Raw genomic sequence first — 26,467 nt, forward strand, 5'->3', positions numbered from 1 at the left:
CTCCGCATCGTTACAGGCTAGAATCGACCGGAACGTAGAATGGCGTAGATCAGCCACAAGAACATGAGAAGCGCGATGACGAAGCCGATCTCGATGATGGGGATACCCCAGAACAATGTTTGCGAGTGGTTCAAGGCGGCGCTGATGATTAGACCTACCATCACGATGCTAAGAGCGAGCAATACAATGCTGAACGATAAACGGTTGCTGATCCGGTCCATTCGCCTCATCAAGCTATCGATCTCAGGAACCGCAACCTCGAGCTTTAACCTTCCATGCCGCATCGATGATACGAGCTCCTTCGCCGCTACCGGAATTTCCTGCAGGAGATCGACATAATCAGGCATATCTTCCATCCAGTTCTTCAATTTCTGGGCAGGATTGACCTGCTCGAGAAACAGCTTTCTGCCGAACGGCTCGGCCACGTTGAATACGCTGAACGAGGGATCCAGAGACAACACGACGCCCTCCATCGTGAGCAACGTCTTGCCTAGCAGCGTCAGTTCCGCAGGAATCCGGATCCGGTGCCTGAGCGCGACGGCGAATAAATCCTGTATCGCCTCACCCATATGAATTTGGTTAAAGGGAACGTCGTAATATTTATCCCTTAAAGCGTCGACGTCGACATAGAGCTCATCCCTGTTCACGTCATCCGGTACGACTCCCATATTGCTAATGGCACGTATTACGCCTTTCGTGCTTTGATTCCGTAGCGCAATGACGAAAGCGGCAAAATGATTTTTGGCACCCGGGGTCAGCCGCCCGACCATGCCAAAGTCCAGCATGACCAGAGAGCCGTCCCTTTGCGCCAGCACGTTGCCGGGATGAGGGTCGCCATGGAAGAATCCATCGATCAGCACTTGGTGAAAAATAATGGTGGCGAATCGTTCCGCAAGCAAGTGCAGGTCAATGCTGGCCTGCAGCAGTTGCTCTTTGTCGGATAGCTTGATTCCCTCTATATACGTCGTCGTCAGCACTCTTCTCGAACTGTAATCCCGCCATACAGCTGGAATCCGCACAACTGCCATCGTTTTGCTCAGGCTGCTGAACCGCTCGGCGTTCCGCGCTTCCACGGTATAATCCAATTCGGTTCGAAGCGCCTTGGCCAGCTCCTCGACCATACTGCCGAGACGATACGCCGCGGCCCATTCCAGACGAGACTCAGCCACGCGTGCCACATCGGTAAGAATATCCAGATCGGTTTCAATCTGCGCTTGGATGCCGGGACGCTGCACTTTGACGGCGACGACCGTTCCGTCTTTCAACACGGCCCGATGCACCTGCCCGATGGAAGCGGCAGCCATTGGTTGTTCCTCGAACGCGAGAAACAGACTGCCGATCGCTCCCCTAAGTTCTTCCTCAATGATGAGGCAGGCTTCGCGATAGGAGAATGGGGGAACGTGATCCTGAAGCCGCTCTAGCTCGGTAAGGATGCCGGGAGGAATCAAGTCGGGACGAGTGCTGGCGATTTGCCCCAGCTTCACGAACGTCGGGCCCAGCTCCTCCAAGATGAGCCGAATGCGCTCGCCGATGCTTTTGGCCTCGATTCTCTTCTGCTCGTCGTGTCTGAACAACGTGAACTTATCGTGAAGCCCCATATCATGAAAAATATAACCGAGTCCGTTTCGGGCAAAAGCGGATGCAATTGTCCGGTAGCGCTTCAGCTGCCGGATTCGTTTGCTTATGCCGGTACGGGGCCTGCCGTTACTCATCCTTCCGATCCCTGCGCTCCAGGGCATCCAATCTTTCGTGGATCCGATCGATATCCTCTCGCGTTGCCCATTGCGTGTCGTCATCCCGGGAAGCAGATTGCCGATCCGTTGCCATCGTCTCGATCTGCCGGAGCGCCTCCTCACCTTTCTTTACGAGCCGATCAATCAACTCTCCGGACTCTGCCCGATTGACCTCGCCTTTCTTAACCAGCTCCTCGACCGTTTTTTCAATTTGCTCCTTGCCGGCCACGACGACTCCCAGTCCTAGCGAAAACATTTTTTCAATCGTATCTTTCATCTTTGTCCCATCTCCCAGTTTAAAAATCTGACTTTGGGGATAGTATTCTCATATCGGCAAGAAATATAAGAAAATTGCCAGCTTTGGGAGGAGCGATTCACTCGGGTTATGGGATTTCGGTTTCAATGGTCACGAACTGGAGTCCGAGAGGCTGAATGATGGTGTCCAGGTCAAACAATTGATCAATATGATAGACGCCATGGGGCAGCTCCGTGCGGTATACGATATCTGCGACGGATGCGGTAACTTTTGCGGTCATGTCGGCCTCGTTGTTGCCTTGTACCAAGCTTTCGACTCGCATCGTCTTCTGTCCCCTCTTGCCCCGAGCGTCGATCTTCACGGCAAACACATCCGTACCGAAGCGCAGTTGACCGAACAGCCAAACGGCAGCCGAGCGGACCGGCTTCAGCCGCAATAATGTGAACAAGCCCGCCTTCCTGAGCAGGGCCGATAATCGCGTTATTGCCCTTGAATCGAAGCATAGGCGAGTGGACACAGAAGGGACGCCTAGCGTATGCGGCAGCGCATGCTGATCGGAGAAGTTGAACCGGTAAGCGGTTCTTTCTCCTAAGCTCGCACCCATATTCGTTTTCTTGCCGTCGGTGAAGCTGCGGACCTCAGCCGTGCGGCCTTTGCTTACGACATGGAAGCTCGTGCCTAGGTTGTCGACCGTCCATTCGATGGCCGCCTTTCCATGACGATCTCCCGTTCCGAGCAAAATGGAAATATCGATCTCATCGGCAACATCGAGCTGCTGCTTAGCATGCCGGGCCAGCAGATTGCTCATACCGGGCGCCAGCCCCACGCTTAATACAGCCGTTGCTCGGTTCGTCCTAGCTTCACTGCGCAGACGTTCCGCTTGCTCCAGAAACGAGTAGCTGGCCGACACGTCCACATAATGAATCGAATGCTCGAGACAGAAGCGCAAAAAAGCGGCATTCGCCTGATCCAGGCACATCACGACGAGCTTGACTTGGTCCACCAGGTGGGGATCGAGGCCTAGAGCTATATCGAACGCGAGCGGCAGAACCTTCCCGTCCGTCGTGCGGCAGAATGCATCCGCGCGGTCCCAGCTTCTGCCTGCAGCATACACCCTGCCGGGATACAGTTCGCCGAGCTTCTTGCATATCGTTCGGCCTACATGACCGTAACCTCCGATGACTAGTATGCAATCTCTCATAGGTATTCTCCTTTGCATCAACGTACATCATCATGTATCCGATTCGAACTAGTATAGATCCTAAACTAAATGGCAAAAAAAATTATCTCTTTAGCATTTCATTTAATTTTTCGATACAGGTTTCGAAAATTTCGATTTCATGCCGGCTCAGCCCGGAGCGTAGCTTTTCGTAAAACCGGACGTGAACCTCGTCGTGAGCGGTATACGCTTCCTTTCCTTTCTCGGTTAATGAAATCAATACGCCTCTCGAATCATGCGGGTATATCTTACGTTCGACTAGCTGCTTGGCTTCCAGACGTACGACGAGCTGAGAAACTGCGCCCTTCGTCACCTCGAGGCGGGCGGCCAGCTCGTTCATGAGAATGCCTCCCTCGCAGCCGATCGCTTCGATCGTATGAATCTCGCTCGGCGTGAGCGTTCCCGCGCTGCCGAATGTATGCGGGTGGCGTTCAAGCCGGCGAAACTGCATAATCAATTGGCCTAAAGCCCGGGCGCCTTTCCTTGACTTCGCGGAGGGGGAATAGTTGTTTTTATCCATGCGATTAGTTTAGAACCTAAACTTGTTCATTGTCAAGTCTGTGCAAATTCTTGCTATAACCCTGTTGTCGCATACACGTTGCCTGCACGCATGTGGTAATATAGAGAGCATGGGACATAGGGAAGTTACTGTGATAACCACATAGAAAGAGGAATGAGCCGATATGATCAACATTACCGTGCCAACGCCGGACGTAACGATTTTCAAACAAGTCGATCCGAAGGAAAGCAACATTTATGGCTTCACGCAGTTCCATCTTATTACGAGAGAGCTGGGCGGCATCTTCATGTTCTACAACGACAAAGATGAGCTGCTGTTCGTGGGTAAAGCAAGGAAGATTAGACCGCGAATCAAAAAGCATTTCGAGGATTCCGTATCGCCGATGAAGAAGCATAGGGACGAAGTACATAAGATCGAGGTTTGCGTCGTGGAAAACCCTGTGCACAGGGATATCTACGAGACTTATATCATCAACGAATACAAGGCCAAGTATAATGATGACAAGGTGTACTTTAAGTAAGATGCACGGCTACGAGAACCAGGAGAGTGCAAAGCGCTTCTGGTTTTTTTGCTGTATATGCAACAACGTCGGTTTGGCGAACTTATCGTCTATGTTGGAAATCTGCATTAACTTTCGGGTGGAAGGGCGAATTTAGGCCGATTGAGAGCGAAGTTAATGCTGAAATCCACTATAGCCATCCGTTCGACCTCTTCGGGGCGGACTATCCTGCATAAAATCCAACATAGCAGCAAGCACCATGGTTGGATGGCATCGAATGTAACTCCTTGTGGTCATAAGATTATATAATTGGCCGTGTTTATCCTGATTATACTACTTGTTACAGCATATAGCATGGTAATCTATTGTTAAGCTGCTGGCTGTTCAACTAAGGGTTCGGAGACGAATTACGCGATAGGAAAGAAGGCGGTTAGCATCAAATCTGCTCGCCTGACGATATTGGATCAATCTATTATTTTGCTTTTGGCGACGGTATTCATCCTGCAGCAGTTTACGCGTTGGGAGGTGCTTACCGACGTACTGGGCGTTCTGGTGTTTGTCGCGATCGCGATTTTGCTTCCCCGCTTGAAGGGGATAACACTTTATCTGACGTCTGCGTTCGTCGTTGGCGGTGTCGCGCTTATGCTGGTCCAGAAGGCGGATGCCGACATGTGGTTCGGCGCTGCGGGCATGAATGCAACGATCGTAACCTTGTTTGCATTCGCGCCATTATTCGGCATTCCGGTCAGGCTGCCGAAGTATGTAGCAGCTCTGCAGCGATTCTACGAGACGAAAGTGCAAAGCGGAGTCGCATTGTTTGCCGGCACGCAGCTGTTGACGCAGATCATGGGTGCTTTCATTAATGTGGGCTCGATTTCGGTCGTATATCACTTGGCTTTCGTGAAGCCGCGGGAAGCGGGAATGTCGAAACTGCTTGCGAATGCGTTAAATCGCGGATTCGCCGGCGCGATTCTCTGGTCGCCGTATTTCGCTGCGATGGCGCTGATCACCTCTGCGCTGGGAGTCCGCTGGTCGGAGCTGCTTCCGTATTTGGTCGTTCTAACGCTGCTGAGCTTTCTGGTCAGCATGGCCATCGATTTTCGGAAATTGCTTCATCCCGAGGGGAAAGTAGAGAATCGGCAAAGTGAGGATTCCACGACGCCTATAGAGGGGGTTGATGGTCGCAGCGGCTTTCCCATTGGACTCGCTGTCTATCTCATATCGGCTATTGCGGTTATATTGATTATGGAATCGTTCATTGATCTGCCTATGGTTCTCATCACTTGCATGACCGCAGTAACAGTGCCTCTTATTTGGTGTTTATTTCAAGGGCAGAGCGCGATCTATCGAGAAGGAATCGTTAATCACATCCAGGTAACGCTGCCATCGCTTAAGAAGGAGATCACGCTGTTTCTAGCGGCGGGATTCTTCAGCGGCTCGATTGGCGCAACGGGGATAGGCGATTACTTGCCTGCTCTGCTCGAACCTATACCGCTGCCTATCTGGCTATCCTTCTCGTTCATGGTCGTCATTCTTATGATTATTTCTTCGCTCATTGGTTTGCATCCGATTGTCCTCGTTACGATTTTTGCGACGGGCATCGATCCGGCGGCCGTCCATATGAGCGCTAACGATTATGCCATACTGCTGCTTGGAGGCTGGGCTTTGTCCAATCCGATCTCGCCGGCTTCGGCAGTGAACAATCTATTGGCCGGATTGTTCAAAAAAACCGTATTTGAGTTGGCATCCCCCAACTATAAATACGCAGCTTGCATGGCTGTTCTGCTGCTTCTGTTTATGCTAGCGATCCGGTTGTAGTCACGCTGATGTCCATGGAAGTGAAATTGTGAAATCATAACGATAAAGTTGCAATGCACCGCGCAATGGCTAACAATAAGAATTAGAACAAGTATTCAGCTACTGGAAAAGAGTGATGCAGCATGAGTGAGCAGGACATTATGGAACGTACGAAGTCGCCGGTTACGGTTAGCGGCATCGTAGAGGGCTTGCGGACACTTGGCGTCAAGGAAGGGGACAAGCTTCTCGTCCATTCCTCCTTATCCGCATTGGGCTGGGTATGCGGCGGGGCGCAAGCGGTCGTGCAGGCGTTGCTTCAGACGGTAGGCGAAGATGGAACGCTCGTCATGCCGGCGCAGAGCAGCGAGTGGAGCGATCCTGCCGAATGGGGCAATCCCCCTGTACCTCATGAATGGATCGAGATCATCTATAACGAGATGCCTGCCTTCGATCCGGCCATTACGCCGACAAGAGGGATGGGACGGATTGCCGAGCTGTTCAGGACCGCACGAAGGACGGCGAGATCGGAGCATCCGCAGGTTTCCTTCTGCGCGAACGGACGCATGGCAGAAGAAATCGTCTCCGACCATCCGCTAACCCCGCAGTTCGGGATGGATTCGCCATTAGGCAAGTTATATAGCCTTGGCACGAAGGTGCTTTTGCTTGGCGTAGGCTATGAGTCATGTACAAGCTTCCATCTAGCCGAGGCGATGCTTGCGCGGATGCCGATCAAGAGGATGGGAACGGCAATGCTGGAGGATGGGGTGCGTGTATGGAAGTGGTTCGATGATTACGCCTACGATTCCGGCGATTTCGATAAGCTTGGCGAGAAGTTCGAAGCGGCCTGCGTAACCGTGAAAGGCAAACTAGGCAATGCCGATTGCGTGTTGTTCGATATGCGGGAAGCGGTCGACTTCGGCGTGGAATGGTTGATGAACAATAGGGCCATGAACCATGAGTAACAGCAGCCATTCTATCTGCTTAAGAAGTCTGGAGGCGGAGGACGCCGCCTTGCTTCTAGACTTAAGAATGAGAAACCGCGATTTTTTCCAACCTTTTGAACCGATTAGGGATGATTTGCACTTCACGCTTGAAGGGCAGAAGGTCGAGATTGCGAACAGCCTTCGGGAGGCAGCCGAGGATAAAGCCTATGTATATGGCGTATTCGCCGTGGACACGGACGAACTAGTCGGACGAATCGCGTTAACGGGCATCGCACGCGGCCCTGCCCAACATGCCAATATGGGCTATTTCATCGATCAACGGCATAATGGCAAAGGATATGCGACAGAGTCGGTGTCCTTGTGCGTTAGAAAAGCATTCGAGGAACTCGGGTTACACCGGGTACAGGCTGGCGTTATGCCGATGAACGGGCGATCGATGCGCGTTTTGGAGAAGGCGGGCTTTAGGCAAGAAGGGCTAGCGCAGCGGTATATTCGAATAAACGGCGTCTGGGAGGACCATGTGCTATTCGCCATGACCGTGGAGGAGTTAAGGGGCCTGAAAAGCTGATTTGGCTACGTATAAAGACAAGGACATCCTTTGCTGGCAAAGGGTGTCCTTGATTTGTCTTGTCTACTGTATTGAATTAAGGCAGGATGTTGCCTGCCGCAAGGAAGATCGCGTACCACTCTTCGCGAGTGAGGCGAATTTCGGCTGCTTGGATGCAATCCTTAAGCCGCTCGATGTTCATCGTGCCGATGACCGGCTGCATGTTGGCCGGGTGGCGAAGGAGCCAAGCGACGGCGATCGTCGTATTCGTTACTTCGTATTTGGCGGCAATCTCGTCGATCTTCTTGTTCAGCTCCGGGAACTTCTCGTTGCCGAGGAACACCCCTTCGAAGAAGCCGTATTGGAACGGCGACCAAGGCTGAATCGTAATGTCGTGCAATCGGCAGAAGTCGAGAATGCTGCCGTCGCGGTTAACCGCCGCGCCGTTCTCCATGTTGACGTTGAAGCCTTGGGAGATCATCGTCGCATTCGTAATGCTAAGCTGAAGCTGGTTGGCGATAAGCGGCTGCTTGACGTATTTTTTCAGCAATTGAATTTGCATCGGGTTCTGGTTGGAGACCCCGAAGTGGCGTACTTTGCCCGAACTTTCCAGCAGGTCGAACGCCTCGGCAACTTCCTCGGGCTCTACGAGCGTATCCGGACGATGCAGAAGCAGCGTGTCCAGGTAATCCGTATTCAAGCGCTTCAGTATGCCGTCTACCGAATTTAGGATATGCTCTTTCGAGAAATCGAACATAACGCCCGGCACGATGCCGCATTTCGATTGAAGAATAAGCTTCTCCCGAACGCTCGGGCTCATATGTACCGCTTCGGCGAACAGCTCCTCGGCTTTGCCCGCACCGTAAATATCGGCATGCTCGAAGAAATTAGCGCCTTGCTCAAGCGCCGTCTGAACGAACCGCTCAGCCTGCTGCTTATCCAGCGAAGGGAGCCGCATGCATCCTACCGCAACAACGGGCACTTCCAAATTGCTGCTTCCTAGCTTCATCGTTTTCATGCTAAGTACCTCCGTATCAGTTTTACTGGAATGGGTTTATGTTTGGTATGGGGACAATGGCAAGGCCCATCGCTTCTATTGTTGCATATGCGAGCGGTGGATTCAAATCTATTAGGGACGTCTGCGGGCGGTTTGAAACGTGAGATTCACGACGTGTAGAGAATGATAAGAAAATATACTCCTATCGGAAAATGATTTGCTATGATGGTTGTAACAAACACACTTAGTTACTAGCGCATAGCCATTCATCAACAAAGGGGGCAGTGCCTATAGCTGAGACAATGAAGGGGAGAACCGACCGTGAGTCAAATGCCTGATTCAATCGAGAAACCGGGAGGATATCGACCGTTCAAAGCGCCGAAAGCGCTCAAAATGATCCGCGGAGGGAAAGCGATGACCGAGCAGCAGCCTAACGACCAAAGTTACACCTCAAGCAGTCCGATTAAAAATAAATTAGGAACGGTTTTTGTTCCTGTCCGCGATATTGAGCAGTCTCGCAACTGGTATTGCCGCCTATTGGGGCTGCAAGAGGAGAAGTGCGAGGTTCTAAACGGACATCTGTGTCCGTTGCCGATGGACGGCGTTGGCCTTATTCTCGATACGATGCCGATGTGGGGCGGAGATCGGCCGGAAGGGCCTCCGAGCATCGAGACGCCGGCATTCATGTTTATGACCGATGACTTGCAAGCCTCGTTTGATTACTTGAAGGAGCTCGGCGCCGAGCTCGTAACGGAGATCGAGGGTGATCACTGGTTTGTCGTAAAGGATCCGGACGGCAACAAGTTGATGATCTGCCGGGAATAGCGGCTACCGTTTGCAGCAAAGAGGAGTGCTTCCGATGAAGCACTCCTCTTGCTGCATCTATTGCTAGCGTTCATTGCAGCCGCAGTTGCTCCAGCCACACGTCCTTGAAGTCGACCCATCCAAGCGAATTAAGCTTGGATACGCCGCGTACCGAAGGATGCAGATACGTATTATGCTTGCGATGGGTCAGAAATAGAACGGAGGCCTCGTCCCGAAGACGCCCCTCGATCTGTTGCAAAACCCCGCGCCTAAGCTCTTCGCTTTCGGCGGCAAGAGCATCATCGATGCGCTCGCTTATCCAGCCCAAGCGATCTGCGTCCATGTACGATTGCATCACGCAGCTCCCATGCTCGTAGGCTTCGATCTCGCACACCTCGTCTTCGGCGAGTACGATGCCGAACATGGTGCAATCCGCTTCAACCACTCTATCGAGGCATGTTCCCGAGATGATGACCTCTGCCCGTATGCCCCATTGCTGAAGACGATCCGCGATCCATCTGGCATCCGTCTCGTACTTCTCGTGTACCGCAATGCGCATTGGCGAGCCGTCGCAGCCCGCATGTCGCAGCGCAGCCCGAACGTTCTCGGTACTGAATGGCTGGGCGATATGGCGCTGACTCGCCTCCCGCCGGAATCCGAACGCCGGGAATACCCGGTCGCCTCCCAATTCCTCTATTAGATCGATGGGATTCAGAATCATCCTCACCGCTTGGCGGAACGCTTCCGATTGATGGGCCCCCTTACGGTTGAAGTTCCAGCTGAGCATCGTGCATCCCCCGCATAGCTGCTCAATCGACTGCCAGTCCTCGCCCGATGCCCCGTTGTTGGAAGGCCAACCGGCTTTGTTCGTATGAATCACATCGGGCGCATCGGCCGCATCGCTCCGGAAATCTTCCGGCACGACAACGAGATCGACGCGGTCGAGATGAGGCCGGCTCTGATAATAACCGCTAAACGCTTCAAGCCGAATACGGTGCGAGGTGCTGGAGACAAGGCGGAATGGGCCGGTTCCGACAGGCCGGTGCCAGAATGTTTCCTCCTGCTGCCCCGCAAGCTCCGCGGGGATGATGGACGCCGCAGCGGTACACATGAAGCGGTCGAGAATACGGTTAGGCTTATGAAGCCGAATACGGACGACGAGACGACTAAGCGCCGTAATCTCCGAGACGCCGCGCATAAGCCATCGGTTCTTCGTGTCGCCGAGCAGCCTCTCGAACGAGTATACGACATCGGTTGCCGACAGCTCTCTCCCGTCGTGGAACAGCACTCCTTTGCGCAGGAAGAAGGTCCATTCCATGGCATCCGAACTGGAAGTCCAGTGGTAAGCCAGACCGGCGACGATCTTCCCGCTGCGCTCGTCGAACTGCAGAAGCCGGTCGAACAGCTGGCGAAGGAGATGCGAGTCGAAGGAGTAATTCACGTCGGCGGGATCGATCGAGACGACCTGTTGAACGATCGGATAGACGAGCGTATCGCAAGGATCGGACCCGTCTCCTCTTTCCTCCTGCCGGTAGCCGAAGTGCCCATCCAGCCAAACGAGAAATTTTTCCTTCGCATCCGTTCCGTCCCCGTACGTGCCCAGCAGCTCGAAGGCGGTTTTGTAATCCCCGCTCTCCGCCCGATTGCATGCAAGCGCGAGCAGACATTCTTTTTTGTCCTTGTGGAATACCATTCGCGAACGATGGCCTCTGCCTCGCCCTGGAAGCCAGTCGATCAGACCTTCTTCCTCCAGCCTCTGCAGGATGAGCCGGGTGTTGCGCTTGGAGCAGAACAAGGCATCGGAGAGCTCCTCCATCGTCACTTCCATTGGAGAACCGGCAAGACGTATATCGGCGAATCGATCATATAAGATTAAGTAGCGTTCAATGGTCTGTACCTGCAAGATGTATACCTCCTCTGGAATGCCGTCCGCAGCTATTCATATAAAAGGGGAAATCCATTGCTGAAAGTATACGCTTTTTAACCCCTATTGAAAAGATCATAATTGGAACAACAAACGAACGCCAGTTATGAAAGAGGGGAATGGATATGTTGGAGGAGTATGTAAGCGAGAAGCTGAGACAATATCGGCAAGCGGAACTGGAGCGGTGGGAACGGACCTATTCGGAGAACGGCATGGACATGCAAGGCTCATCGAAGATTGGCAAGCTGAGAGCAGGCCTCGGCATGCTGTTGTCTCTCATCGGTGTACGGATCTAATTAGCGCAATGATTGCCGTGGCATGTAATCCTATGTGACAATAATGTCACTTGGAATCATGCCACTTCGATGGATGGAAATGGCGATTCTATCTAGAATAAAGGATAGAAAGGGAGGAGATACGATGCAAAACGTGATCCTGACAAAAAATCTATCCAAAAGCTACGGCGCCGCCACGGTGCTTAAAAGCATTGACCTTGAAATTCAATCGGGCGAGCTGACGGCCATTATGGGGCCCTCGGGCTCAGGCAAGTCTACGCTCATGAATGTGTTGTCTACCATTGACCGATTCACCGGGGGAGAAGTATGGCTGGAAGGAAAGTCGCTGCTCGGCATGAAGAAGCAGTCGCTCAGACAATTCCGGCAGGAGCGCATGGGCTTTATTTTTCAAGATTATAATTTACTCGACACGCTGACGGTGAAGGAGAACATCTTGCTCCCGCTGTCGCTTCGGGGATTCAAGATCGAAGAGATGGAGAAGCGGCTGCAGCCTATCCTTAAGGCGCTTAATATCGAGGCAATCACGGATAAATATCCGAATGAAATATCCGGCGGCCAGAAGCAGCGCGTCGCGTCGGCGAGAGCCATCATTACGGAACCGGCGATCGTGTTTGCGGACGAGCCAACGGGAGCGCTTGACTCGCGGTCGGCTACGCAATTGCTGGAGCAGCTCGTCGGCCTTAACCAAACGTTCGGCACAACCATTCTGATGGTCACGCATGATACGTATGCGGCGAGTTATTGCAAACGGGTTATTTTTCTGCGCGACGGCGGGGTTGTGAATGAGATTTATGCAGGGGAGCAAAGCCAGCGCCACTTTTACGATCGGATATTGGAGAACCAAAGCCTGATGGGGGGCAAGCTGCGATGAGCCTGCTTGATCTCACCATAAGGAATGTGAAGCGCAACTTCCGGCTCTATTCCATCTATCTGTTCTCGATGATAGCGGGAGTCATCATTCAATTTACGTTCTCTTCGCTTATGTATAACGAGGACGTGATCGCAGCGCTCCAGAACCGGTCCAACTTCCAATCCGGCGTAGCCATCGCTTCCATTGTCGTCTATTTGTTTATTATTTTCTTCATTCTATATGCCAATTCGTTCTTCATGCGCCAGCGCAAAAAAGAATTCGGCATGTACCTGCTGTACGGCCTGAACGAGAGACAAATTACGCGTATGGTGTTCTATGAAACGCTGCTTATAAGCGCGGTCTCGCTCATAACGGGCATACTCGTCGGAGGCTTGCTGTCCAAGCTGTTCGGCATGCTGCTCATGAACCTCATGCAGTACGACCAAGCGATTTCACTAGCGTTTCCGATAGAAGCGATTGCTGCGACCGCTGGCGTATTTCTGCTGCTCGCCATTATTATTAGCGTGCAAAGCTTCATTATGGTGAACCGGATGCAGCTTACCGAGCTGTTCCATGCGAAGCAAAAGTCCGAGAAGCCCGTCCGCGTATCGATGGCGCTCGCCTTGCTCGCCGTTCTTCTGCTCGGAGTGGCTTACGGCCTTATCAGCAGCGGCAAAGGGTCGGTGTTCTGGCAAGATTACGGGACGCTAAGCTTAATCGCGTCGACGGTCGGCATTATTGCCGGCACGTACTTGTTCTTCCGCCAGTTCGCGGGCTGGCTCCTTCGGACGATAAGCAGGCGCCGCAAATATCACGAAGGCAACACGGTGTTATGGACATCGTCGCTCCGTTTTCAAATTCGCGGCAATACGCTTAATTTGACCTTTATTTCATTGTTCAGCGCAGCCATTATGATGCTGCTCTGCTTCGTAACGATCAATTATAAGGTGCAGTTCGAGGCGGTTGGGCGCAATCTGCCGAACGACATTGCCTTTCAGACGCTCGATGCGGCGACGAACGAACGAATCGATGACGTCATATCCGGCTCCGAGCATAAAGTCCGCTACCACCTGACGCATGAATTGTTAGTCGCGGCCCCGGTAACGGATATGCATGTGATCATAGATAATCCCGAGATGTACATGCCGGAGCTTCTGCTTGTCTCCGAGAAAACCTATAATGAGCTGATCGAGCAGCGCGGGCATAAGGTAAGCGTGAAGCTGCAAGGAAATGAAGCGGTAGCGTTATCCCAGGGGTCGGACTTTCCGAAGTCTTACGCGCCTGGCGAGCAGCCGGCTTTCATCGCGAAGACGGACCAAGAGACTGCCTTCGCAATTGTCGATAAGAAGGACTATGCGTACCTGGGCTGGTCAACCGATCCGGTTAAGTCCATGAACATGAAACCGGCGGTGCTCGTTATATCGAACGAGGTTTATGAGGGATTAAGAGGACATGCAGAGGCAAGAACGTACGAAATCTATGGGATACGCGATGCGAGAAACGCCGACAACCTATCCAAGCAGGTCCATGCGATCGTCTCGCAGACGCCGGATGCCTACTACTCTTCGTTCGCGGACGTGTATTCGAAGCAGATCGAGGGTTCGTCCCTGATGCTGTTCGCCAGCGGTTTCCTCGCCCTGATCGCGATGTTCGCCCTTGCCAGCGTCATCTACTTCAAGCAGCTGCGGGAAGCGACGGAAGAGAAAATGCAATATGCGGTACTGCGCAAGATCGGCGTCGACAACCGGCAGATCAAGAGCGTCATCCGCAAGCAGCTTCTGTTCGTCTTCTTGCCACCGATCGTGCTGGGCATGATGCATAGCTGGCTTATTATCAAATATTACATTTTGGAATCCGTGAAGGATTTCACGGAGCTGCCTAGTCTTGTGGCCGGCATTATTGCCGTCTACTTCATCATTTACTTGTTGTTCTACGCCTCATCTACGAAGCTGTATTATAAGATCGTAAGCGAGAATGCATAAGTATATTGAGCAAAAACGCAATGACCGCCAAGAGTCATTGCGTTTTTGCTGCGTTGCCATTTTGCAGCATGCTGAGGTAGGGGTCATTGTTCTTGGGGAAATGGATGACGAACTCGGTGAAGCGGCCCGGGACGGATTCGCATGTAATGAAATGTCCGAGCTTCTTGGATAACTCTTGGGCAAGGTACAGCCCCATGCCGGTCGACTTCGCGTGGGTACGCCCGTTGCTGCCGGTGAACCCCCGGTTGAACACTCTCGGCAAATCCTTCGCTTCGATGCCGATCCCATTATCCCGAATGATAAGCAGCTTCTCTTGCTCGGCTATTCGTGCCGTAATCGTTATTTCTCCGTGCTCGTCCGTATATTTCAGACTGTTGGTTACGAGCTGATTGACGATGAACAGCAGCCACTTGGAATCCGTTTGCACGACGGTAAGCGGAATGTCCAAGCGGATCTTTATTTTCCTCGAGATGAACGATTTGGAATGGGCTTTGACAACTTCCTTGACCAGCAGCTCCAGGTTGCAGTTGACCAGCTCATAATCTTGATTGAAGCTATCAAGCTTGGCATAGTACATCGCTTGTTCTGCATAATGCTCGATTCGCGTCAATTCCTCCTCCAAGCTGCGAGGGTCTATATCGGTTTGCTGCATCAATCTAAGGATGGCAATCGGCGTCTTTATTTCGTGAAACCAAGAGACGATAAAATCATAGTTCTCCTTCTGCTTCGCTTGAACCTCGTTCAACGCGCGAATATGGGCCATGCCTGCTTGCTCCAACGCTTCCCGGTAAGCTTCGGCTTCCAGAGACAGCGGCTCGGCTTCATCGTCGTTCATGCGCCGGATCGCTTGCGTGTTCTTCGCATACCGGCGGAACATAAATGCGGTTAGAGCAATCGCAGCTAAAGCGAACGCATAGAGGAAAGTCTGCCATTGCCAAGCGGTTTGCGGATTGGTCGCGTATACAGCTACCGTCAGAACGAATATAACGGCGCATAGGATGAGGTAGGAGCGCTCATATTGGATGAATCGCCAAAATCTCATTCGATGATGTACCCCATTCCTTTACGTGTTGCAATGAATTCGTCCACTCCCAGTGCCGCAATCTTGCGCCGCAGACGGTTGACGTTGACGGTGAGCGTATTGTCGTCGATGAACTGCTCGTCATTCCAGAGCACCTGCATCAGATCGTCCCTCGATATGATTTTGCCGATATTCCGCATTAGCGTCTGCAGGATGATGAATTCGTTGCGGGACAGCTCCGCCGTCCGCGCTCCATACTGGACCGATGAGTTCGAGAGGTGGAACACGAGATGGCGATGCGCGATTTGGAGGCTGTCGTCCTGATACGTATAATTGCGCCGCAGCAGCGCGCTTACCTTGGCAACGAGAACGCCCAGGTCGAACGGCTTCTGTACATAATCATCGGCCCCCATATTGATGGCCATAATGACGTCCATATGTTGATCGCGAGAGGATAGGAACAGGATAGGAACTTTGGATACGGTTCGAATCTGCTGGCACCAGTAAAATCCGTCAAACACGGGCAGATTCACGTCCATCAATACCAAATGCGGCTGTTCTTCCGTGAACGCATCGAGTATACGCTCGAAGGAAGCAAGCTCGATAACCTCGTACTGCCATTTGCGTAAAGCGTCGGCGACGATATTTCTGATTTTCTCGTCGTCTTCGATGATCATGATTCGGAACAAAGCGATTCCTCCTGTGTAGAGGGATTGATTAATGGCATGTGTGCCTGTTTGAATTATATCATTTTTTGTTTGATGTGGCTTTTTGGCGTCTAACGGTGTCTAATCAATTGTAAGGTCAAGAGGAGGTTCTTACGATGTCAGGAGCTCATGACAAATACCCTGCTTATCCGGATGAGCAGGGCAAGATGAAACAGTTTGAAGCAGCGTACAGCCAATATCGCTCGGCGATATGCAAATATTTCACGGTTAAGATTAATCGCACGGTTGCCGATGACCTGACGCAGCATGTGTTCTTGAAGGCCGCCGAGAACCTTCACCGGTTCAATGCCAACTCCAGCTTGTTCACCTGGATTTTCAGCATTGCGCAAAATACAGTGAAAAATGAATATCGAAGCTTATCGCGCAAGAAGGATATCATTTCTGACTTTACAAGCATGGAGCCGCAATCGATCTCTCTTGACTTTGCGAGGTTTGTAGATATCCGTATTGATATCGGTTCTGCTTTAAAGCAACTGAATGAATTGGATCAGCAAATTATTACGCTTCATTATTTTGTCGATTGTACGTTGCTGGAGGTTGCGAGAATCGTCGGCATGCGCGAGAGTGCAGTAAAGAACAGGCTGTATCGTGCATTGGAGAAATTAAGGAAACTGTTGAAAGAATGGGGTGACATTGCCGTTATGTCTATTCAAGATAGAATATCAATTGTTAGCAAGAATGAGGGACAAAGCGCAGGTGTTAGCGAGAAGAAGGTACATCGGGACTTATTTGACGAGCTTAAGCGGAGCGTGGTTCAGCTTGTGTCTAAGTTCAATCATGAGCCTTCTCGGAAAGTCGTTATCGAAATCTACCCCGATTTGCCGACCTTCCACGAAGCGGTGGGAGAGGCGGGTGCGCCGAATTGGTTCATGGGTACGTACGAAGACAATACCCTTAAGATTGTATCCCCATTAAACCCTGGGCCGGAGCATACGTATGCGTCCATCCTCAAATCGACGACTCATCTATTTGCTATGTGGCTCGTGCGCGACATTAATCCGCTTGCGCCGAAGTGGCTGAGCCAAGGAATCGGCGGATACGAAGCGAAGCAGATGAGCGAATCTTACATTAGGGATACGACGGCGGAGGCGATCCGTAATGGAGCGATTCCGACGCTTGCGCAGCTAGAGAACGATACATGGGATTTTGAGACGATGGGCGGTTTCCAGTTCTCTTACCTTATGGTTGAATTCATCGATAAGCAGTACGGTCTGGATGCTTTGAATCAAGTGATTCGCAGACCGGACAATTGCAGAGGCATCTTCAATCGATCGGAGTCAGAGCTGCATGAGCAGTGGGTTCATTATATAAGCGCCCGTTTTTAAGCAAAAGAAAAAGGCTGGACTCGCTGCCTTAAGCAGCTTGTCCAGCCTTTATTGTCGCTCTAAGCGATTTATTAGGCTTTACCTGCAGAACCGAATTCGCGCATTTTGCCGGCAACCGTTTTCTTGATGGCATCGCGCCCTGGCGAGAGGAATTTACGCGGATCGTAAACTTCGGAATCCGAAGTAAGAATCTCACGAGCCACTTTCGTGAACGCGATTTGGTTTTCTGTGTTAACGTTGATTTTAGCAGTTCCCAGGGAGATCGATCTCTTGATGTCTGCTGTAGGGATGCCAGTTCCGCCGTGCAATACGAGTGGAAGCTTGATTGTTTGGCAGATTTCTTCCATTTCTTTAAAGCCCAGGTTCGGCTCGCCTTTGTAAGGGCCGTGAACGGAACCAAGCGCAGGAGCCAAGCAGTCGATGCCAGTGCGCTCTACGAGCTCTTTGCATTCTTGCGGATTAGCGTAGATAACGCCGTCAGCAACTACATCGTCCTCTTGTCCGCCGACTGTTCCAAGCTCGGCTTCAACGGAAACGCCGCGCTCATGCGCGTAAGCTACAACTTGTTTCGTTGTTTCTACGTTTTCTTCGAATGGGTGATGGGAAGCGTCGATCATAACGGAAGTGAAGCCAGCGTCGATCGCTGCTTTGCATTTCTCGAAGCTGGAGCCGTGGTCGAGGTGGATAGCCACCGGAACAGTGATTTTCATCTCTTCGATCAACGATTTAACGATCGCCGTAACGACCGTGAAGCCGCCCATATAACGAGCCGCGCCTTCGGATACGCCAAGAATAACCGGCGATTTCTCTTCTTCGGCAGCACCAAGGATCGCTTGCGTCCATTCGAGGTTGTTGATGTTGAATTGACCAACAGCATAACCTTCGTTCAAACCTTTAATCAACATTTCTTTCATCGAAACCAATGCCATTTGTTAAATCCTCCTTCAAAATAATTGCAACGTAAGAACTCGACTTTTCAATCATACCCCATTTGGCCGCCGTTTAAAAATCATCGTTCTAAGCCGGCGTACATACGAGTATGAACGGAATAATGTATCCCCGTCCACGCAGTTCCTTTAAGTCAATATGTTATCACAATTTTTATTATAAAACTACAAAATAGGCTCGTTTGATGCTCGGAATTGCATTGGTAGCGCTATCTTGGCGCATATCCGATTATAAATGCCGTCAGCATGCACGGCATGACGCGGCTATGCTGGATATCTGCTTTAAAAAATGCCCCTAGGAAGCAGAATCGATTGCTATGTTGGATTTCTGCATCAACTTCGGGACAGAAGGGCATATGAGGGGCTGTAATTTCGGAAGTTCCTGCAAATATCCAACATAGCTCCGGAGAGCCCCGTTTTGGGCCAAAAGTTATTGCAATTATCCATTATAGATTCGTCTTATTCGTTCGTGCCTTCCATCCGGGCAATCTCCTTGCGGACGATCGGCGCTACCTTGGTGCCAAGCAGCTCGATGGCGCGCAGCACTTCCTTATGCGGCATCGTGCCGACGTTGACGTGAAGGAAGAAGCGGGTGATGCCGAGATTTTTGCGCAGCAAAACGATTTTCTCCGCGACATACTCGGGATCGCCTACATATAGCGCACCTCTTAAGCTGCGGGCGGCGTCGTAAGCGTCGCGGTCGTAAGCAGCGCGCCAACCGCGTTCGCGTCCGATGACGTTCATCTGCCGCGCGGTTGGGAGGAAGAAGGAATCCGCCGCTTGCTCGTTGGTGTCGGCGACGAAGCCGTGGGAATGCGTCGCGACAGACAGCTTGCTCGGATCATGTCCCGCCCGTTCGGCTGCCTGCTTGTACAGCGATACGAGCGGTGCGAAGCTTTCGGGCATGCCTCCGATAATCGCGAATGCGACCGGCAAGCCGAGCGTTCCGGCGCGAACGGCCGACTCCGGGTTACCGCCCGTAGCGATCCACACCGGAAGCGGCTCTTGCACGGATCTCGGATATACGCCGAGATTGTCGATAGCGGGGCGCAGCCCGCCGGGCCACGATACTTTCTCGGATTCCCGAATCTTGAGCAGAAGCTCCAATTTCTCGTCGAATAGCGCATCGTAGTCGTCAAGGCTATAGCCGAATAGCGGGAACGATTCGATGAACGAACCGCGGCCTGCCATAATTTCGGCCCGTCCTTTAGAAAGTGCGTCGAGCGTAGAGAACGATTGGTATACGCGAACGGGATCGTCCGAGGACAATACGGTGACGGCGCTCGAGAGCCGTATCCGCTTCGTCACCGAAGCTGCAGCCGCCAATATAATAGCGGGGGCGCTGCCTGCGTAATCGGGGCGATGATGCTCGCCAATACCGTATACATCAAGCCCGGCTTGATCGGCCACGACGATTTCCTCCACCGCGTTGCGTATCCGCTCCGCATGGCTGATGACGATCCCGGTCGACGGATCGGGTGTCGTTTCCAGAAACGTACTAATTCCTATTTCCATATTTACTGTCTCATTAGACATTGATATTCGCCTCCTCAATAGCATTAGTTTACCATTTACCACATCACAATGTTAAGTACCTTACAACAATATAGCGCGAAGGATATCCCTCGCCGCTGATCGTAGACAAGCCTTTATTCGAAGAAGCGCTGAAGCTTGAATCTCTCAAGGAGCAGTCGAGGCAATTTCTGACGGGTAGAGATTTCTGTGGGTACGGGCAAGCCGGCAGCGTCGAGCAAGAGCGTATCTATTCTATTCTTTCCAGAAGCAAGATCCCTATGAGCTTATAGCCGAATTCCCGTTGTTCTTCACCGTATAAGGATTCATTTTCATATGAATAGGGAAATGCAGTTCCAGGGCCTTGCTAGGGCGCTCTTCTGTCGCTTTCTCGCAGTAGGAGGGTTTGCCGCACCAACGTCGAATAAGATGATGAACGCCTGTTCGCAATATTCGGAATGAGGAGAGGCGCTCTACCCGACCATACTTCGGAGGTGTACGAATTAATGAAAGCGTTATTCATTGGAGGCACAGGCACTATCAGCTCCGCCATTACGAGACAGCTGCTGGAGCGCGGCTGCGAGCTGTATCTTCTCAACAGAGGATCGAGAAACGAAGGGCTGCCGCAAGGCGTGAAGGTGCTGCAAGCCGATATTAACGATGAAGCGCGGGTAGCCGCGCTGATCGAGGACTTAAGCTTCGATGTCGTCGCCGATTTTATCGCTTTCGTACCGTCGCAGCTTGAGCGGGATTATCGTTTGTTCAGCGGCAAAACGAAGCAGTTCATGTATATTAGCTCGGCTTCCGCTTACCAGACGCCGTTGTCCGATTATAGAATTACGGAAGGAACGCCGCTGTCGAATCCGTATTGGGAATATTCCCGCAATAAAATCGCTTGCGAGGAGTACTTGATCAAGCAATATCGCGAGCAAGGGTTCCCTATTACGATCGTTAGGCCAAGCCATACGTACGACGAACGTTCGATTCCGCTTGGCGTTCACGGAAGCAAGGGTACGTGGCAGGTTGCGAAGCGGATGCTCGCGAACAAGCCGGTCATTATTCATGGGGACGGCACGTCGCTGTGGACGATGACGCATAATAGCGATTTTGCCAAAGGATTCATCGGGTTGATGGGCAACATCCATGCGATTGGCGAGTCCGTCCATATTACATCCGATGAGACGGTAACGTGGAATCAAATCTACGAGACCATAGCGGACGCGCTGGGCGTGAAGCTGAATGCCATTCATGTGTCATCAGCGTTCCTGGATGCTTGCAGCAAGGAAGACTATAGAGGCGGCTTGCTCGGGGACAAATCGAACTCGGTTGTGTTCGATAATTCGAAGCTGAAGCGGCTCGTGCCGGACTTCGTCGCGACGACGCGGCTTGACCAAGGGATTAAGAAGACGATCAACTACATATTGGAGCATCCGGAGCATCAGAAAGAGGACCCGGAGTTTGACGTTTGGTGCGATAAAGTTATCGCGGCGCTGGATGCAGCCATTGCGAGCATAAAGGAATAGCGATAGAAACGAGAAGGACGCCACTTCATGGGCGTCCTTCGTTGTTTGCTCCAGTTAAGCGAATGCCCGGTCATCCACGCTGTCCAGCCAGCTCTCGATGCTGCCGATGACGGAGGTTACGCAGCCGTCTTCGAACGGCGAGATCAGCCCGGCTTTCTTGACCAGTTCCGTGAAGGAGAGGCTTCCGCCCAGCTGGCATAGTCCAAGGTAATCGGCCCATGCGGCATCGCGGTCCTCGTGCATCTTCTTCCAGAACTGGAACGCGCAAATCTGCGCCAGCGTGTAGTCGATGTAATAGAACGGCGTGCTGAAAATATGGCCTTGCTTATGCCAGTAGCCGCCATGCTGCAGATAGGCATTATCCGCATAGTCGCGATGAGGCAAGTACTTCTTCTCGATGTCGCGCCAGGCTTGCTTGCGCTCTGTCGGCGTCGCATCGGGATTTTCATAGATAAAGTGCTGGAATTCGTCAACCGTCACGCCGTACGGAATGAAGAGCAGTCCGCTGGTCAGGTGCTGGAAGCGGTATTTGTCGGCATCCTCCTGGAAGAACAGGTCCATCCACGGCCATGTGAAAAACTCCATGCTCATCGAATGAATCTCGCATGCCTCGTGGGTCGGGAAGCTGTATTCCGGCACGGCGAAGTTTCTGCTCTCGTACACCTGGAAGGCATGACCCGCCTCATGAGTAAGTACGTCGATGTCGCCTGACGTGCCGTTGAAGTTGGAGAAAATGTACGGCGAGCCATACTCGCTGATATACGTGCAGTAGCCTCCGCTTTGCTTCCCCTTTTTGCTTACCAAATCCATTAAGCCGTTATCTTGCATGTAGCGGAAGAAGCTGTCCGTCTCCGGCGACAGCTCGGCGTACATTCGGGCGCCGTTCGCGACGATCCAATCGGGGGCGCCCTTCGGCTTCGCATTGCCGGATAGAAACGCGAGGTTCTCGTCGTAATACAGCAATTGATCGACGCCGATGCGGCTCCGCTGTCTTTCCATCAGCTTCGTCGCGGCAGGTACGATATGTTCGAGCACTTGCTTGCGGAAGCTTGCGACCATGTCGGCATTATAGTCGGTGCGGTTCATCCGCGCGTATCCAAGCTCGACGTAATTGCGGAAGCCGAGCTTCTTGGCAATCGTGGTCCTTACTTTAACGAGATCGTCGTATAACCGGTCAAGCGTTTCCTCGTTGTCGGCCATGAAGCCGAAGGACGCCTCCGAGGCGCGGCGGCGCATATCGCGGTCGGTCGATTGCTGGAACGGCGTGAGCTGGGGCAGCGTTCGCTCCTCGCCCTCGAAGAGGATTTTGGCGGAGGCGATCAGCTTCGAATATTCCGTCGTTAATTTATTTTCCTGCTGCAAATATTCAATGACTTCAGGGCTGAACGTCTTCAGCGACAGCTCGGCCAGCTGGAACAGCTGCTTGCCCCACTTGCTCTCCAGCTCTGTGCGGAAGCGGGAGTTCGTAAGCGCCCGGTAGTAGTCGGTTATGTATTCCTGCACGACAGGTCCGTTCTCATCGTAAAAGTCTTGCTCCGCCTTATAAAATTCATCATTGGTGTCAATGGAATGACGGATGCTCGCGATGGTCTGCAGCGTATCGAATTCGCTGCGAAGCTTATTCATGCCGGACATGGCGGCGTCCTGCTTCTCGTAGCTGTCCGCCGACGTGAAGCCGGCCAGCAGCTCCTTGAACTTCTGCTCGAATGCTTTGACATCGGGACGCTCGTAACGATACTCGCTGAATTTCATTAACGTGCACCTGCCTTTTCCGAAATAATAGGAGGATTGGGGATGAAGCCCATTTCAAATAGTCTATTCGAGATTCGGTTATGCTAATCCTGCTCTAGTGCGGTTAAAAATCTTTTGAATATTCCTTGACAGGAATATTCGGTATGGGGTATATTAAGGATGCGAGATACGAAAACGACTGAACAACAAAGGAACAAAAGGCAAATGGACACGACTACATTTAGCGCGCTTTCCGAGCCGAACCGCTTGCGCATCGTAGAGCTGCTGCAAGCAGGGCCGATGACAGTAGGGGATATAGCGGAACGTCTAGGTTTACGGCAGCCGCAAGCATCCAAGCATCTGCGTGTATTATTGGAGGCTGGACTGGTCGAGGTGCAGGCGGATGCCAATAGGCGGCATTACAAGCTCCGAGAGCAGCCTTTTCAAGCGATGGATGAGTGGCTGGATGCTTATCGCCGCATGTGGGAAGAACGCTTCGACAACTTAGACCTTTATTTGCAGAAGCTTCAAGCTGAGAAAAACAATAAGAATAACTAAAACATGGGAGGAATTACAAAAATGGCAAATCAAATGATTATGAAGGTAGAAGGTCAAGAGTTCGTTATGGAGCGCGTCTTCAACGCGCCGAAGGAGCTTGTATTCAAAGCGTTTTCCGAAGCAGAGCATTTGAAGCAATGGTGGGGACCCCGGGGCTGGACGCTTACGGCATGTACGATTGATTTCCGCCCGGGCGGCGTGTGGCATTATTGCATGAAATGCATCGACGAGAATCAAGGCGATTTCTTCGGCTTCGAATCTTGGGGGAAAGGCGTCTACGGAGAGATCGTGGAGCAAGAGAAAATTGTATATACCGATTATTTCTCGGATGCAGAGGGCAATGAATCGGAAGATATGCCGCCGTCGCTGATCACGTTAGTATTCGAGGAGCAGGACGGAAAGACGAAAGTATTGAGCCGTTCGCGTTTCCATTCGGCCGAGGCACTTCAAGCAAGCGTAGAGATGGGAATGGAGCAAGGCATTCGGGAAACTTGGGATCGTCTTGTCGAGCATCTGGAAGCGGTGCAGAAATAATCGGATGGAATGGAAGAAGAGCCTCGCTGCTGAACGATGCGGCGGGCTCTTCTTTTTTGCATGGCATGCCTTAAAAATCGAAGTTGTCCGGGTCGGGGCCGACGCGCCGGTTCTCGTTCAACGCTTCGATCTGTTCCATGTCGTCGCTAGTGAGCTCGAAGTCGAATACATTGGCATTCTCGATTATACGGTGCTCCTTCGTCGACTTCGGTATCGTAACGACGCCGCGCTGGAGATTCCATCGGAGGATCGCTTGGGCGACTGATTTGCCATGCCGTGCCGCGATCTGCCGTAGAACGGGATGCTCGAACAGTTGCCCTTGCATAAGCGGCGACCAAGCTTCAAGCTGAATGCCTTGCTCTTTGGTGAAGCTGTGCAATTCCTGCTGCGTCAGCAACGGATGCAGCTCGACTTGGTTGACCATCGGCTTGAATTCAGCCGTCTCCATCAGATCCTTCAGGTGATGGATTTGGAAGTTGCTGACGCCGATGGCCTTCACGCGTCCTTGCTTATAGAGAGCTTCTAGCGCTCGCCACGCTTCTTTATATTTGCCCGCAACGGGCCAGTGAATGAGATACAGGTCGAGATATTCAAGGCCCAGCTTGCCAAGGCTCGTCTCGAAAGCCGCGAGCGTCTGCTCGTAGCCGAGGTCGGCATTCCATACCTTCGAAGTGATGAAGAGCTCATCTCTAGTCAGTCCGGATTCGCCGCCGCTCAGCGCCTCACGGATGCCTTGGCCGACTCCGGCTTCGTTCTCGTAGATCGCAGCCGTATCGATGCTGCGGTAGCCGTGCTTGATCGCCGCTTTGATGGCTTCTACCAGTTCAGCGCCTTCTTCGACCTTGAATACGCCGAGGCCGAACCAAGGCATCCGAACGCCGTTTCTTAAGGTTGTCGTGGCTTGCAGGCTAGTTATTGGATTTGTTGTAGTTGTCACGATGGTACATCCTCTCGATGTTGTATTAGGCCGAAGCACGCAGCTTCTTCTCTTTCCTACTGTCCTTTGCCTCTAATGCGCGAACCCATCCGGTTAACATAACCGCACCGGCGACCATGAGCGATCCGATCCATGCGGTATGAATGATGCCGATGCCTCCGGCAATGACGCCGCCGAGATAAGCGCCGATCGCAATGCCCGCATTGAATGCGGCAATGTTGAAGGCAGAAGCGACATCGACCGACTTCGGCGTATAGCGTTCAGCCAGCATGACGACATAGAGCTGCAGGCCCGGCACATTCATGAACGCCAGCAAGCCCATGGCGATTATCGTCAGGAGACCGGCCGCCTTGAACGGTGCGGTGAACGTTAGCACGAGCAAAATGACGGCTTGCATTGCGAACATATAGAACAAAGCCTTCACGGGATTGCGGTTGGCGGCCTTGCCTCCAATAACGTTGCCTATGGCTATCGCAAGTCCGTATACAAGCAGAATGACGACAATCGCCTTCTCGCCGAATCCGGTTATATCGTGCAGCAGCGGGGATAAATAAGTGAAGACGACGAACGTTCCGCCGTAGCCGAGCGCCGTGATGGCGAAGGCCAGCAGCAATCTTCCGTTCGTGATCACTTTAAGCTGGTCGCGCATAGTGGTTGATGCCCCTTTGCGCAAGCCCGAAGGGACGAGAATCAGATTCGCAATGAACGACAGGATGCCGATGGCGACGATCGCGACGAAGGCGATTCGCCAGCCGAACTGCTGGCCGATCCAAGTGCCGATCGGCACGCCGGTAACGGTAGCGACCGTCAGTCCGGAGAACATGAGGGCAATGGCGCTTGCTCTTCGGTTCTCCGGCACGAGATCGGCTGCGATCGTTGAGCCGATCGACATGAATATGCCGTGTGCTAGCGCGGATACGAGCCGTCCGATGAGCAGGACGGCAATGCCGCCCGCCAGCGAGGCCAGCGTATTGCCGATGATGAAGACGATCATAATCGCCAGCAGCAGCTTTTTGCGAGATACCCTGGCGGTAAGCGATGTAAGGATGGGAGCGCCAAACGTGATGCCTAGCGCATATAGCGATACGGTTAATCCTGCAGTTGTGATCGATATGTGCAAGTCGTCGGCGATAAGAGGCAGCAGCCCCACGCTGATGAACTCTGTCGTCCCGATGGCGAAGGCGCTTATCGCTAACGCAAGCAGCGCAAAGGTACTTCTTCTTTGAGTCGTTGTCATACGTTTTTCCTCCATAGTAGTAATGACCGGCCGGTAAATGCTATTA

The 26,467-nt window shown here is 52.3% G+C and carries 25 protein-coding genes; 12 read left to right on the forward strand and 13 right to left on the reverse strand.

The features are described from left to right. Positions 1–17 precede the first annotated feature (17 nt). The 4 genes from J2T14_RS19125 to J2T14_RS19140 all read right to left on the reverse strand — a co-directional run bounded on the left by J2T14_RS19125 (position 18) and on the right by J2T14_RS19140 (position 3,728). Positions 18–1,712, reverse strand: coding sequence for an ABC1 kinase family protein (locus J2T14_RS19125; protein ID WP_307473296.1), 1,695 nt, complete (start codon positions 1,710–1,712; stop codon positions 18–20). Next, positions 1,705–2,010, reverse strand: coding sequence for a phasin family protein (locus J2T14_RS19130; protein ID WP_307473299.1), 306 nt, complete (start codon positions 2,008–2,010; stop codon positions 1,705–1,707). The genes J2T14_RS19125 and J2T14_RS19130 overlap by 8 nt, the downstream gene beginning before the upstream one ends. 106 nt (positions 2,011–2,116) lie before the next feature. Then, positions 2,117–3,190, reverse strand: a complete 1,074-nt coding sequence (locus tag J2T14_RS19135) for a saccharopine dehydrogenase family protein (RefSeq protein ID WP_307473301.1) — start codon at positions 3,188–3,190, stop codon at positions 2,117–2,119. An 82-nt stretch (positions 3,191–3,272) separates the two neighbouring features. Continuing rightward, positions 3,273–3,728: a MarR family winged helix-turn-helix transcriptional regulator gene (locus tag J2T14_RS19140; RefSeq protein WP_307473303.1), complete on the reverse strand. Its 456-nt coding sequence runs from the start codon at positions 3,726–3,728 to the stop codon at positions 3,273–3,275. A 163-nt stretch (positions 3,729–3,891) separates the two neighbouring features. Between J2T14_RS19140 and J2T14_RS19145 the strand changes: the two genes are divergently transcribed. The 4 genes from J2T14_RS19145 (at position 3,892) to J2T14_RS19160 (ending at position 7,536) form a co-directional block, all read left to right on the forward strand. Continuing rightward, on the forward strand, positions 3,892–4,248 hold the full coding sequence (locus J2T14_RS19145; protein WP_307204544.1) for a nucleotide excision repair endonuclease: 357 nt from the start codon (positions 3,892–3,894) through the stop codon (positions 4,246–4,248). Positions 4,249–4,704: 456 nt separating this feature from the next. Next, positions 4,705–6,045 carry a hypothetical protein gene (locus J2T14_RS19150; protein WP_307473306.1) on the forward strand — a complete coding sequence of 447 codons (1,341 nt, stop codon included), beginning with the start codon at positions 4,705–4,707 and terminating at the stop codon, positions 6,043–6,045. Positions 6,046–6,167: 122 nt separating this feature from the next. Continuing rightward, a complete protein-coding gene (locus J2T14_RS19155; RefSeq protein ID WP_307473307.1) occupies positions 6,168–6,986 on the forward strand; it encodes an aminoglycoside N(3)-acetyltransferase in 819 nt (272 codons plus the stop codon). Further along, on the forward strand, positions 6,979–7,536 hold the full coding sequence (locus J2T14_RS19160; protein WP_307473309.1) for a GNAT family N-acetyltransferase: 558 nt from the start codon (positions 6,979–6,981) through the stop codon (positions 7,534–7,536). The genes J2T14_RS19155 and J2T14_RS19160 overlap by 8 nt, the downstream gene beginning before the upstream one ends. A 76-nt stretch (positions 7,537–7,612) precedes the next feature. Here J2T14_RS19160 and J2T14_RS19165 read toward each other — a convergent pair whose 3' ends face one another. Continuing rightward, positions 7,613–8,533 (reverse strand): aldo/keto reductase, encoded by a 921-nt coding sequence (locus tag J2T14_RS19165; protein WP_307473311.1) that lies wholly within the window; start codon positions 8,531–8,533, stop codon positions 7,613–7,615. 393 nt (positions 8,534–8,926) lie between these two features. Between J2T14_RS19165 and J2T14_RS19170 the strand changes: the two genes are divergently transcribed. Beyond that, positions 8,927–9,337 (forward strand): VOC family protein, encoded by a 411-nt coding sequence (locus tag J2T14_RS19170; RefSeq protein WP_373458180.1) that lies wholly within the window; start codon positions 8,927–8,929, stop codon positions 9,335–9,337. Between the two features lie 70 nt (positions 9,338–9,407). Here J2T14_RS19170 and J2T14_RS19175 read toward each other — a convergent pair whose 3' ends face one another. After that, entirely contained in the window at positions 9,408–11,219 is a 1,812-nt protein-coding gene (locus tag J2T14_RS19175; protein ID WP_307473313.1) for an SgrR family transcriptional regulator, read from the reverse strand. A 146-nt stretch (positions 11,220–11,365) separates the two neighbouring features. Here J2T14_RS19175 and J2T14_RS19180 point away from each other — a divergent pair, with 146 nt between their 5' ends. The 3 genes from J2T14_RS19180 (at position 11,366) to J2T14_RS19190 (ending at position 14,368) form a co-directional block, all read left to right on the forward strand. After that, a complete protein-coding gene (locus J2T14_RS19180) occupies positions 11,366–11,536 on the forward strand; it encodes a hypothetical protein (RefSeq protein WP_307204551.1) in 171 nt (56 codons plus the stop codon). Between the two features lie 124 nt (positions 11,537–11,660). Beyond that, positions 11,661–12,407 carry an ABC transporter ATP-binding protein gene (locus tag J2T14_RS19185; protein ID WP_307473315.1) on the forward strand — a complete coding sequence of 249 codons (747 nt, stop codon included), beginning with the start codon at positions 11,661–11,663 and terminating at the stop codon, positions 12,405–12,407. Beyond that, entirely contained in the window at positions 12,404–14,368 is a 1,965-nt protein-coding gene (locus J2T14_RS19190) for an ABC transporter permease (protein ID WP_307473317.1), read from the forward strand. Before J2T14_RS19185 ends, J2T14_RS19190 begins: the two co-directional genes overlap by 4 nt. A 34-nt stretch (positions 14,369–14,402) precedes the next feature. Here J2T14_RS19190 and J2T14_RS19195 read toward each other — a convergent pair whose 3' ends face one another. Together J2T14_RS19195 and J2T14_RS19200 are read right to left on the reverse strand one after the other, a co-directional pair. Further along, positions 14,403–15,410 (reverse strand): sensor histidine kinase, encoded by a 1,008-nt coding sequence (locus J2T14_RS19195; protein ID WP_307204554.1) that lies wholly within the window; start codon positions 15,408–15,410, stop codon positions 14,403–14,405. Continuing rightward, on the reverse strand, positions 15,407–16,078 hold the full coding sequence (locus J2T14_RS19200) for a response regulator transcription factor (protein WP_307473319.1): 672 nt from the start codon (positions 16,076–16,078) through the stop codon (positions 15,407–15,409). Before J2T14_RS19200 ends, J2T14_RS19195 begins: the two co-directional genes overlap by 4 nt. A 134-nt stretch (positions 16,079–16,212) precedes the next feature. Between J2T14_RS19200 and J2T14_RS19205 the strand changes: the two genes are divergently transcribed. Then, positions 16,213–17,442: an RNA polymerase sigma factor gene (locus J2T14_RS19205; protein WP_307473321.1), complete on the forward strand. Its 1,230-nt coding sequence runs from the start codon at positions 16,213–16,215 to the stop codon at positions 17,440–17,442. A 71-nt stretch (positions 17,443–17,513) separates the two neighbouring features. Here the strand turns inward: J2T14_RS19205 and J2T14_RS19210 are convergent, their stop codons facing one another. Further along, the gene (locus J2T14_RS19210) at positions 17,514–18,371 is read right to left on the reverse strand and encodes a class II fructose-bisphosphate aldolase (RefSeq protein ID WP_307204558.1); all 858 of its coding nucleotides are present in this window, start codon (positions 18,369–18,371) and stop codon (positions 17,514–17,516) included. A gap of 477 nt (positions 18,372–18,848) precedes the next feature. After that, positions 18,849–19,904: an LLM class flavin-dependent oxidoreductase gene (locus tag J2T14_RS19215; RefSeq protein WP_307204876.1), complete on the reverse strand. Its 1,056-nt coding sequence runs from the start codon at positions 19,902–19,904 to the stop codon at positions 18,849–18,851. Between the two features lie 503 nt (positions 19,905–20,407). Between J2T14_RS19215 and J2T14_RS19220 the strand changes: the two genes are divergently transcribed. Beyond that, complete coding sequence (locus J2T14_RS19220; protein WP_307473323.1) at positions 20,408–21,424, forward strand: SDR family oxidoreductase; 1,017 nt, start codon at positions 20,408–20,410, stop codon at positions 21,422–21,424. Between the two features lie 54 nt (positions 21,425–21,478). Here the strand turns inward: J2T14_RS19220 and J2T14_RS19225 are convergent, their stop codons facing one another. Further along, complete coding sequence (locus tag J2T14_RS19225) at positions 21,479–23,176, reverse strand: M3 family oligoendopeptidase (protein ID WP_307473324.1); 1,698 nt, start codon at positions 23,174–23,176, stop codon at positions 21,479–21,481. Positions 23,177–23,380: 204 nt separating this feature from the next. Here J2T14_RS19225 and J2T14_RS19230 point away from each other — a divergent pair, with 204 nt between their 5' ends. After that, complete coding sequence (locus J2T14_RS19230) at positions 23,381–23,713, forward strand: ArsR/SmtB family transcription factor (protein WP_307473327.1); 333 nt, start codon at positions 23,381–23,383, stop codon at positions 23,711–23,713. Between the two features lie 21 nt (positions 23,714–23,734). Further along, positions 23,735–24,247, forward strand: a complete 513-nt coding sequence (locus J2T14_RS19235) for an SRPBCC domain-containing protein (protein WP_307473329.1) — start codon at positions 23,735–23,737, stop codon at positions 24,245–24,247. A 70-nt stretch (positions 24,248–24,317) separates the two neighbouring features. On the opposite strand, the gene J2T14_RS19240 is transcribed toward J2T14_RS19235, so the two are convergent. Together J2T14_RS19240 and J2T14_RS19245 are read right to left on the reverse strand one after the other, a co-directional pair. Further along, positions 24,318–25,118 carry an aldo/keto reductase gene (locus J2T14_RS19240; RefSeq protein ID WP_307473838.1) on the reverse strand — a complete coding sequence of 267 codons (801 nt, stop codon included), beginning with the start codon at positions 25,116–25,118 and terminating at the stop codon, positions 24,318–24,320. A gap of 91 nt (positions 25,119–25,209) precedes the next feature. Then, positions 25,210–26,421, reverse strand: coding sequence for an MFS transporter (locus tag J2T14_RS19245; RefSeq protein WP_307204566.1), 1,212 nt, complete (start codon positions 26,419–26,421; stop codon positions 25,210–25,212). Positions 26,422–26,467: the final 46 nt, after the last annotated feature.

Source organism: Paenibacillus harenae (assembly GCF_030812415.1).
Lineage (GTDB): Bacteria > Bacillota > Bacilli > Paenibacillales > Paenibacillaceae > Pristimantibacillus > Pristimantibacillus harenae_A.

What these genes read in the sequence shown, in the direction of transcription:
- J2T14_RS19125 (WP_307473296.1), bottom strand. Translation starts at nt 1,712, where the DNA reads ATGAGTAACGGCAGGCCCCGTACCGGCATAAGCAAACGAATCCGGCAG.
- J2T14_RS19130 (WP_307473299.1), bottom strand. Translation starts at nt 2,010, where the DNA reads ATGAAAGATACGATTGAAAAAATGTTTTCGCTAGGACTGGGAGTCGTC.
- J2T14_RS19135 (WP_307473301.1), bottom strand. Translation starts at nt 3,190, where the DNA reads ATGAGAGATTGCATACTAGTCATCGGAGGTTACGGTCATGTAGGCCGA.
- J2T14_RS19140 (WP_307473303.1), bottom strand. Translation starts at nt 3,728, where the DNA reads ATGGATAAAAACAACTATTCCCCCTCCGCGAAGTCAAGGAAAGGCGCC.
- J2T14_RS19145 (WP_307204544.1), top strand. Translation starts at nt 3,892, where the DNA reads ATGATCAACATTACCGTGCCAACGCCGGACGTAACGATTTTCAAACAA.
- J2T14_RS19155 (WP_307473307.1), top strand. Translation starts at nt 6,168, where the DNA reads ATGAGTGAGCAGGACATTATGGAACGTACGAAGTCGCCGGTTACGGTT.
- J2T14_RS19160 (WP_307473309.1), top strand. Translation starts at nt 6,979, where the DNA reads ATGAGTAACAGCAGCCATTCTATCTGCTTAAGAAGTCTGGAGGCGGAG.
- J2T14_RS19165 (WP_307473311.1), bottom strand. Translation starts at nt 8,533, where the DNA reads ATGAAAACGATGAAGCTAGGAAGCAGCAATTTGGAAGTGCCCGTTGTT.
- J2T14_RS19170 (WP_373458180.1), top strand. Translation starts at nt 8,927, where the DNA reads ATGACCGAGCAGCAGCCTAACGACCAAAGTTACACCTCAAGCAGTCCG.
- J2T14_RS19180 (WP_307204551.1), top strand. Translation starts at nt 11,366, where the DNA reads ATGTTGGAGGAGTATGTAAGCGAGAAGCTGAGACAATATCGGCAAGCG.
- J2T14_RS19185 (WP_307473315.1), top strand. Translation starts at nt 11,661, where the DNA reads ATGCAAAACGTGATCCTGACAAAAAATCTATCCAAAAGCTACGGCGCC.
- J2T14_RS19190 (WP_307473317.1), top strand. Translation starts at nt 12,404, where the DNA reads ATGAGCCTGCTTGATCTCACCATAAGGAATGTGAAGCGCAACTTCCGG.
- J2T14_RS19195 (WP_307204554.1), bottom strand. Translation starts at nt 15,410, where the DNA reads ATGAGATTTTGGCGATTCATCCAATATGAGCGCTCCTACCTCATCCTA.
- J2T14_RS19205 (WP_307473321.1), top strand. Translation starts at nt 16,213, where the DNA reads ATGTCAGGAGCTCATGACAAATACCCTGCTTATCCGGATGAGCAGGGC.
- J2T14_RS19210 (WP_307204558.1), bottom strand. Translation starts at nt 18,371, where the DNA reads ATGGCATTGGTTTCGATGAAAGAAATGTTGATTAAAGGTTTGAACGAA.
- J2T14_RS19215 (WP_307204876.1), bottom strand. Translation starts at nt 19,904, where the DNA reads ATGGAAATAGGAATTAGTACGTTTCTGGAAACGACACCCGATCCGTCG.
- J2T14_RS19220 (WP_307473323.1), top strand. Translation starts at nt 20,408, where the DNA reads ATGAAAGCGTTATTCATTGGAGGCACAGGCACTATCAGCTCCGCCATT.
- J2T14_RS19225 (WP_307473324.1), bottom strand. Translation starts at nt 23,176, where the DNA reads ATGAAATTCAGCGAGTATCGTTACGAGCGTCCCGATGTCAAAGCATTC.
- J2T14_RS19230 (WP_307473327.1), top strand. Translation starts at nt 23,381, where the DNA reads ATGGACACGACTACATTTAGCGCGCTTTCCGAGCCGAACCGCTTGCGC.
- J2T14_RS19235 (WP_307473329.1), top strand. Translation starts at nt 23,735, where the DNA reads ATGGCAAATCAAATGATTATGAAGGTAGAAGGTCAAGAGTTCGTTATG.
- J2T14_RS19240 (WP_307473838.1), bottom strand. Translation starts at nt 25,118, where the DNA reads ATGCCTTGGTTCGGCCTCGGCGTATTCAAGGTCGAAGAAGGCGCTGAA.
- J2T14_RS19245 (WP_307204566.1), bottom strand. Translation starts at nt 26,421, where the DNA reads ATGACAACGACTCAAAGAAGAAGTACCTTTGCGCTGCTTGCGTTAGCG.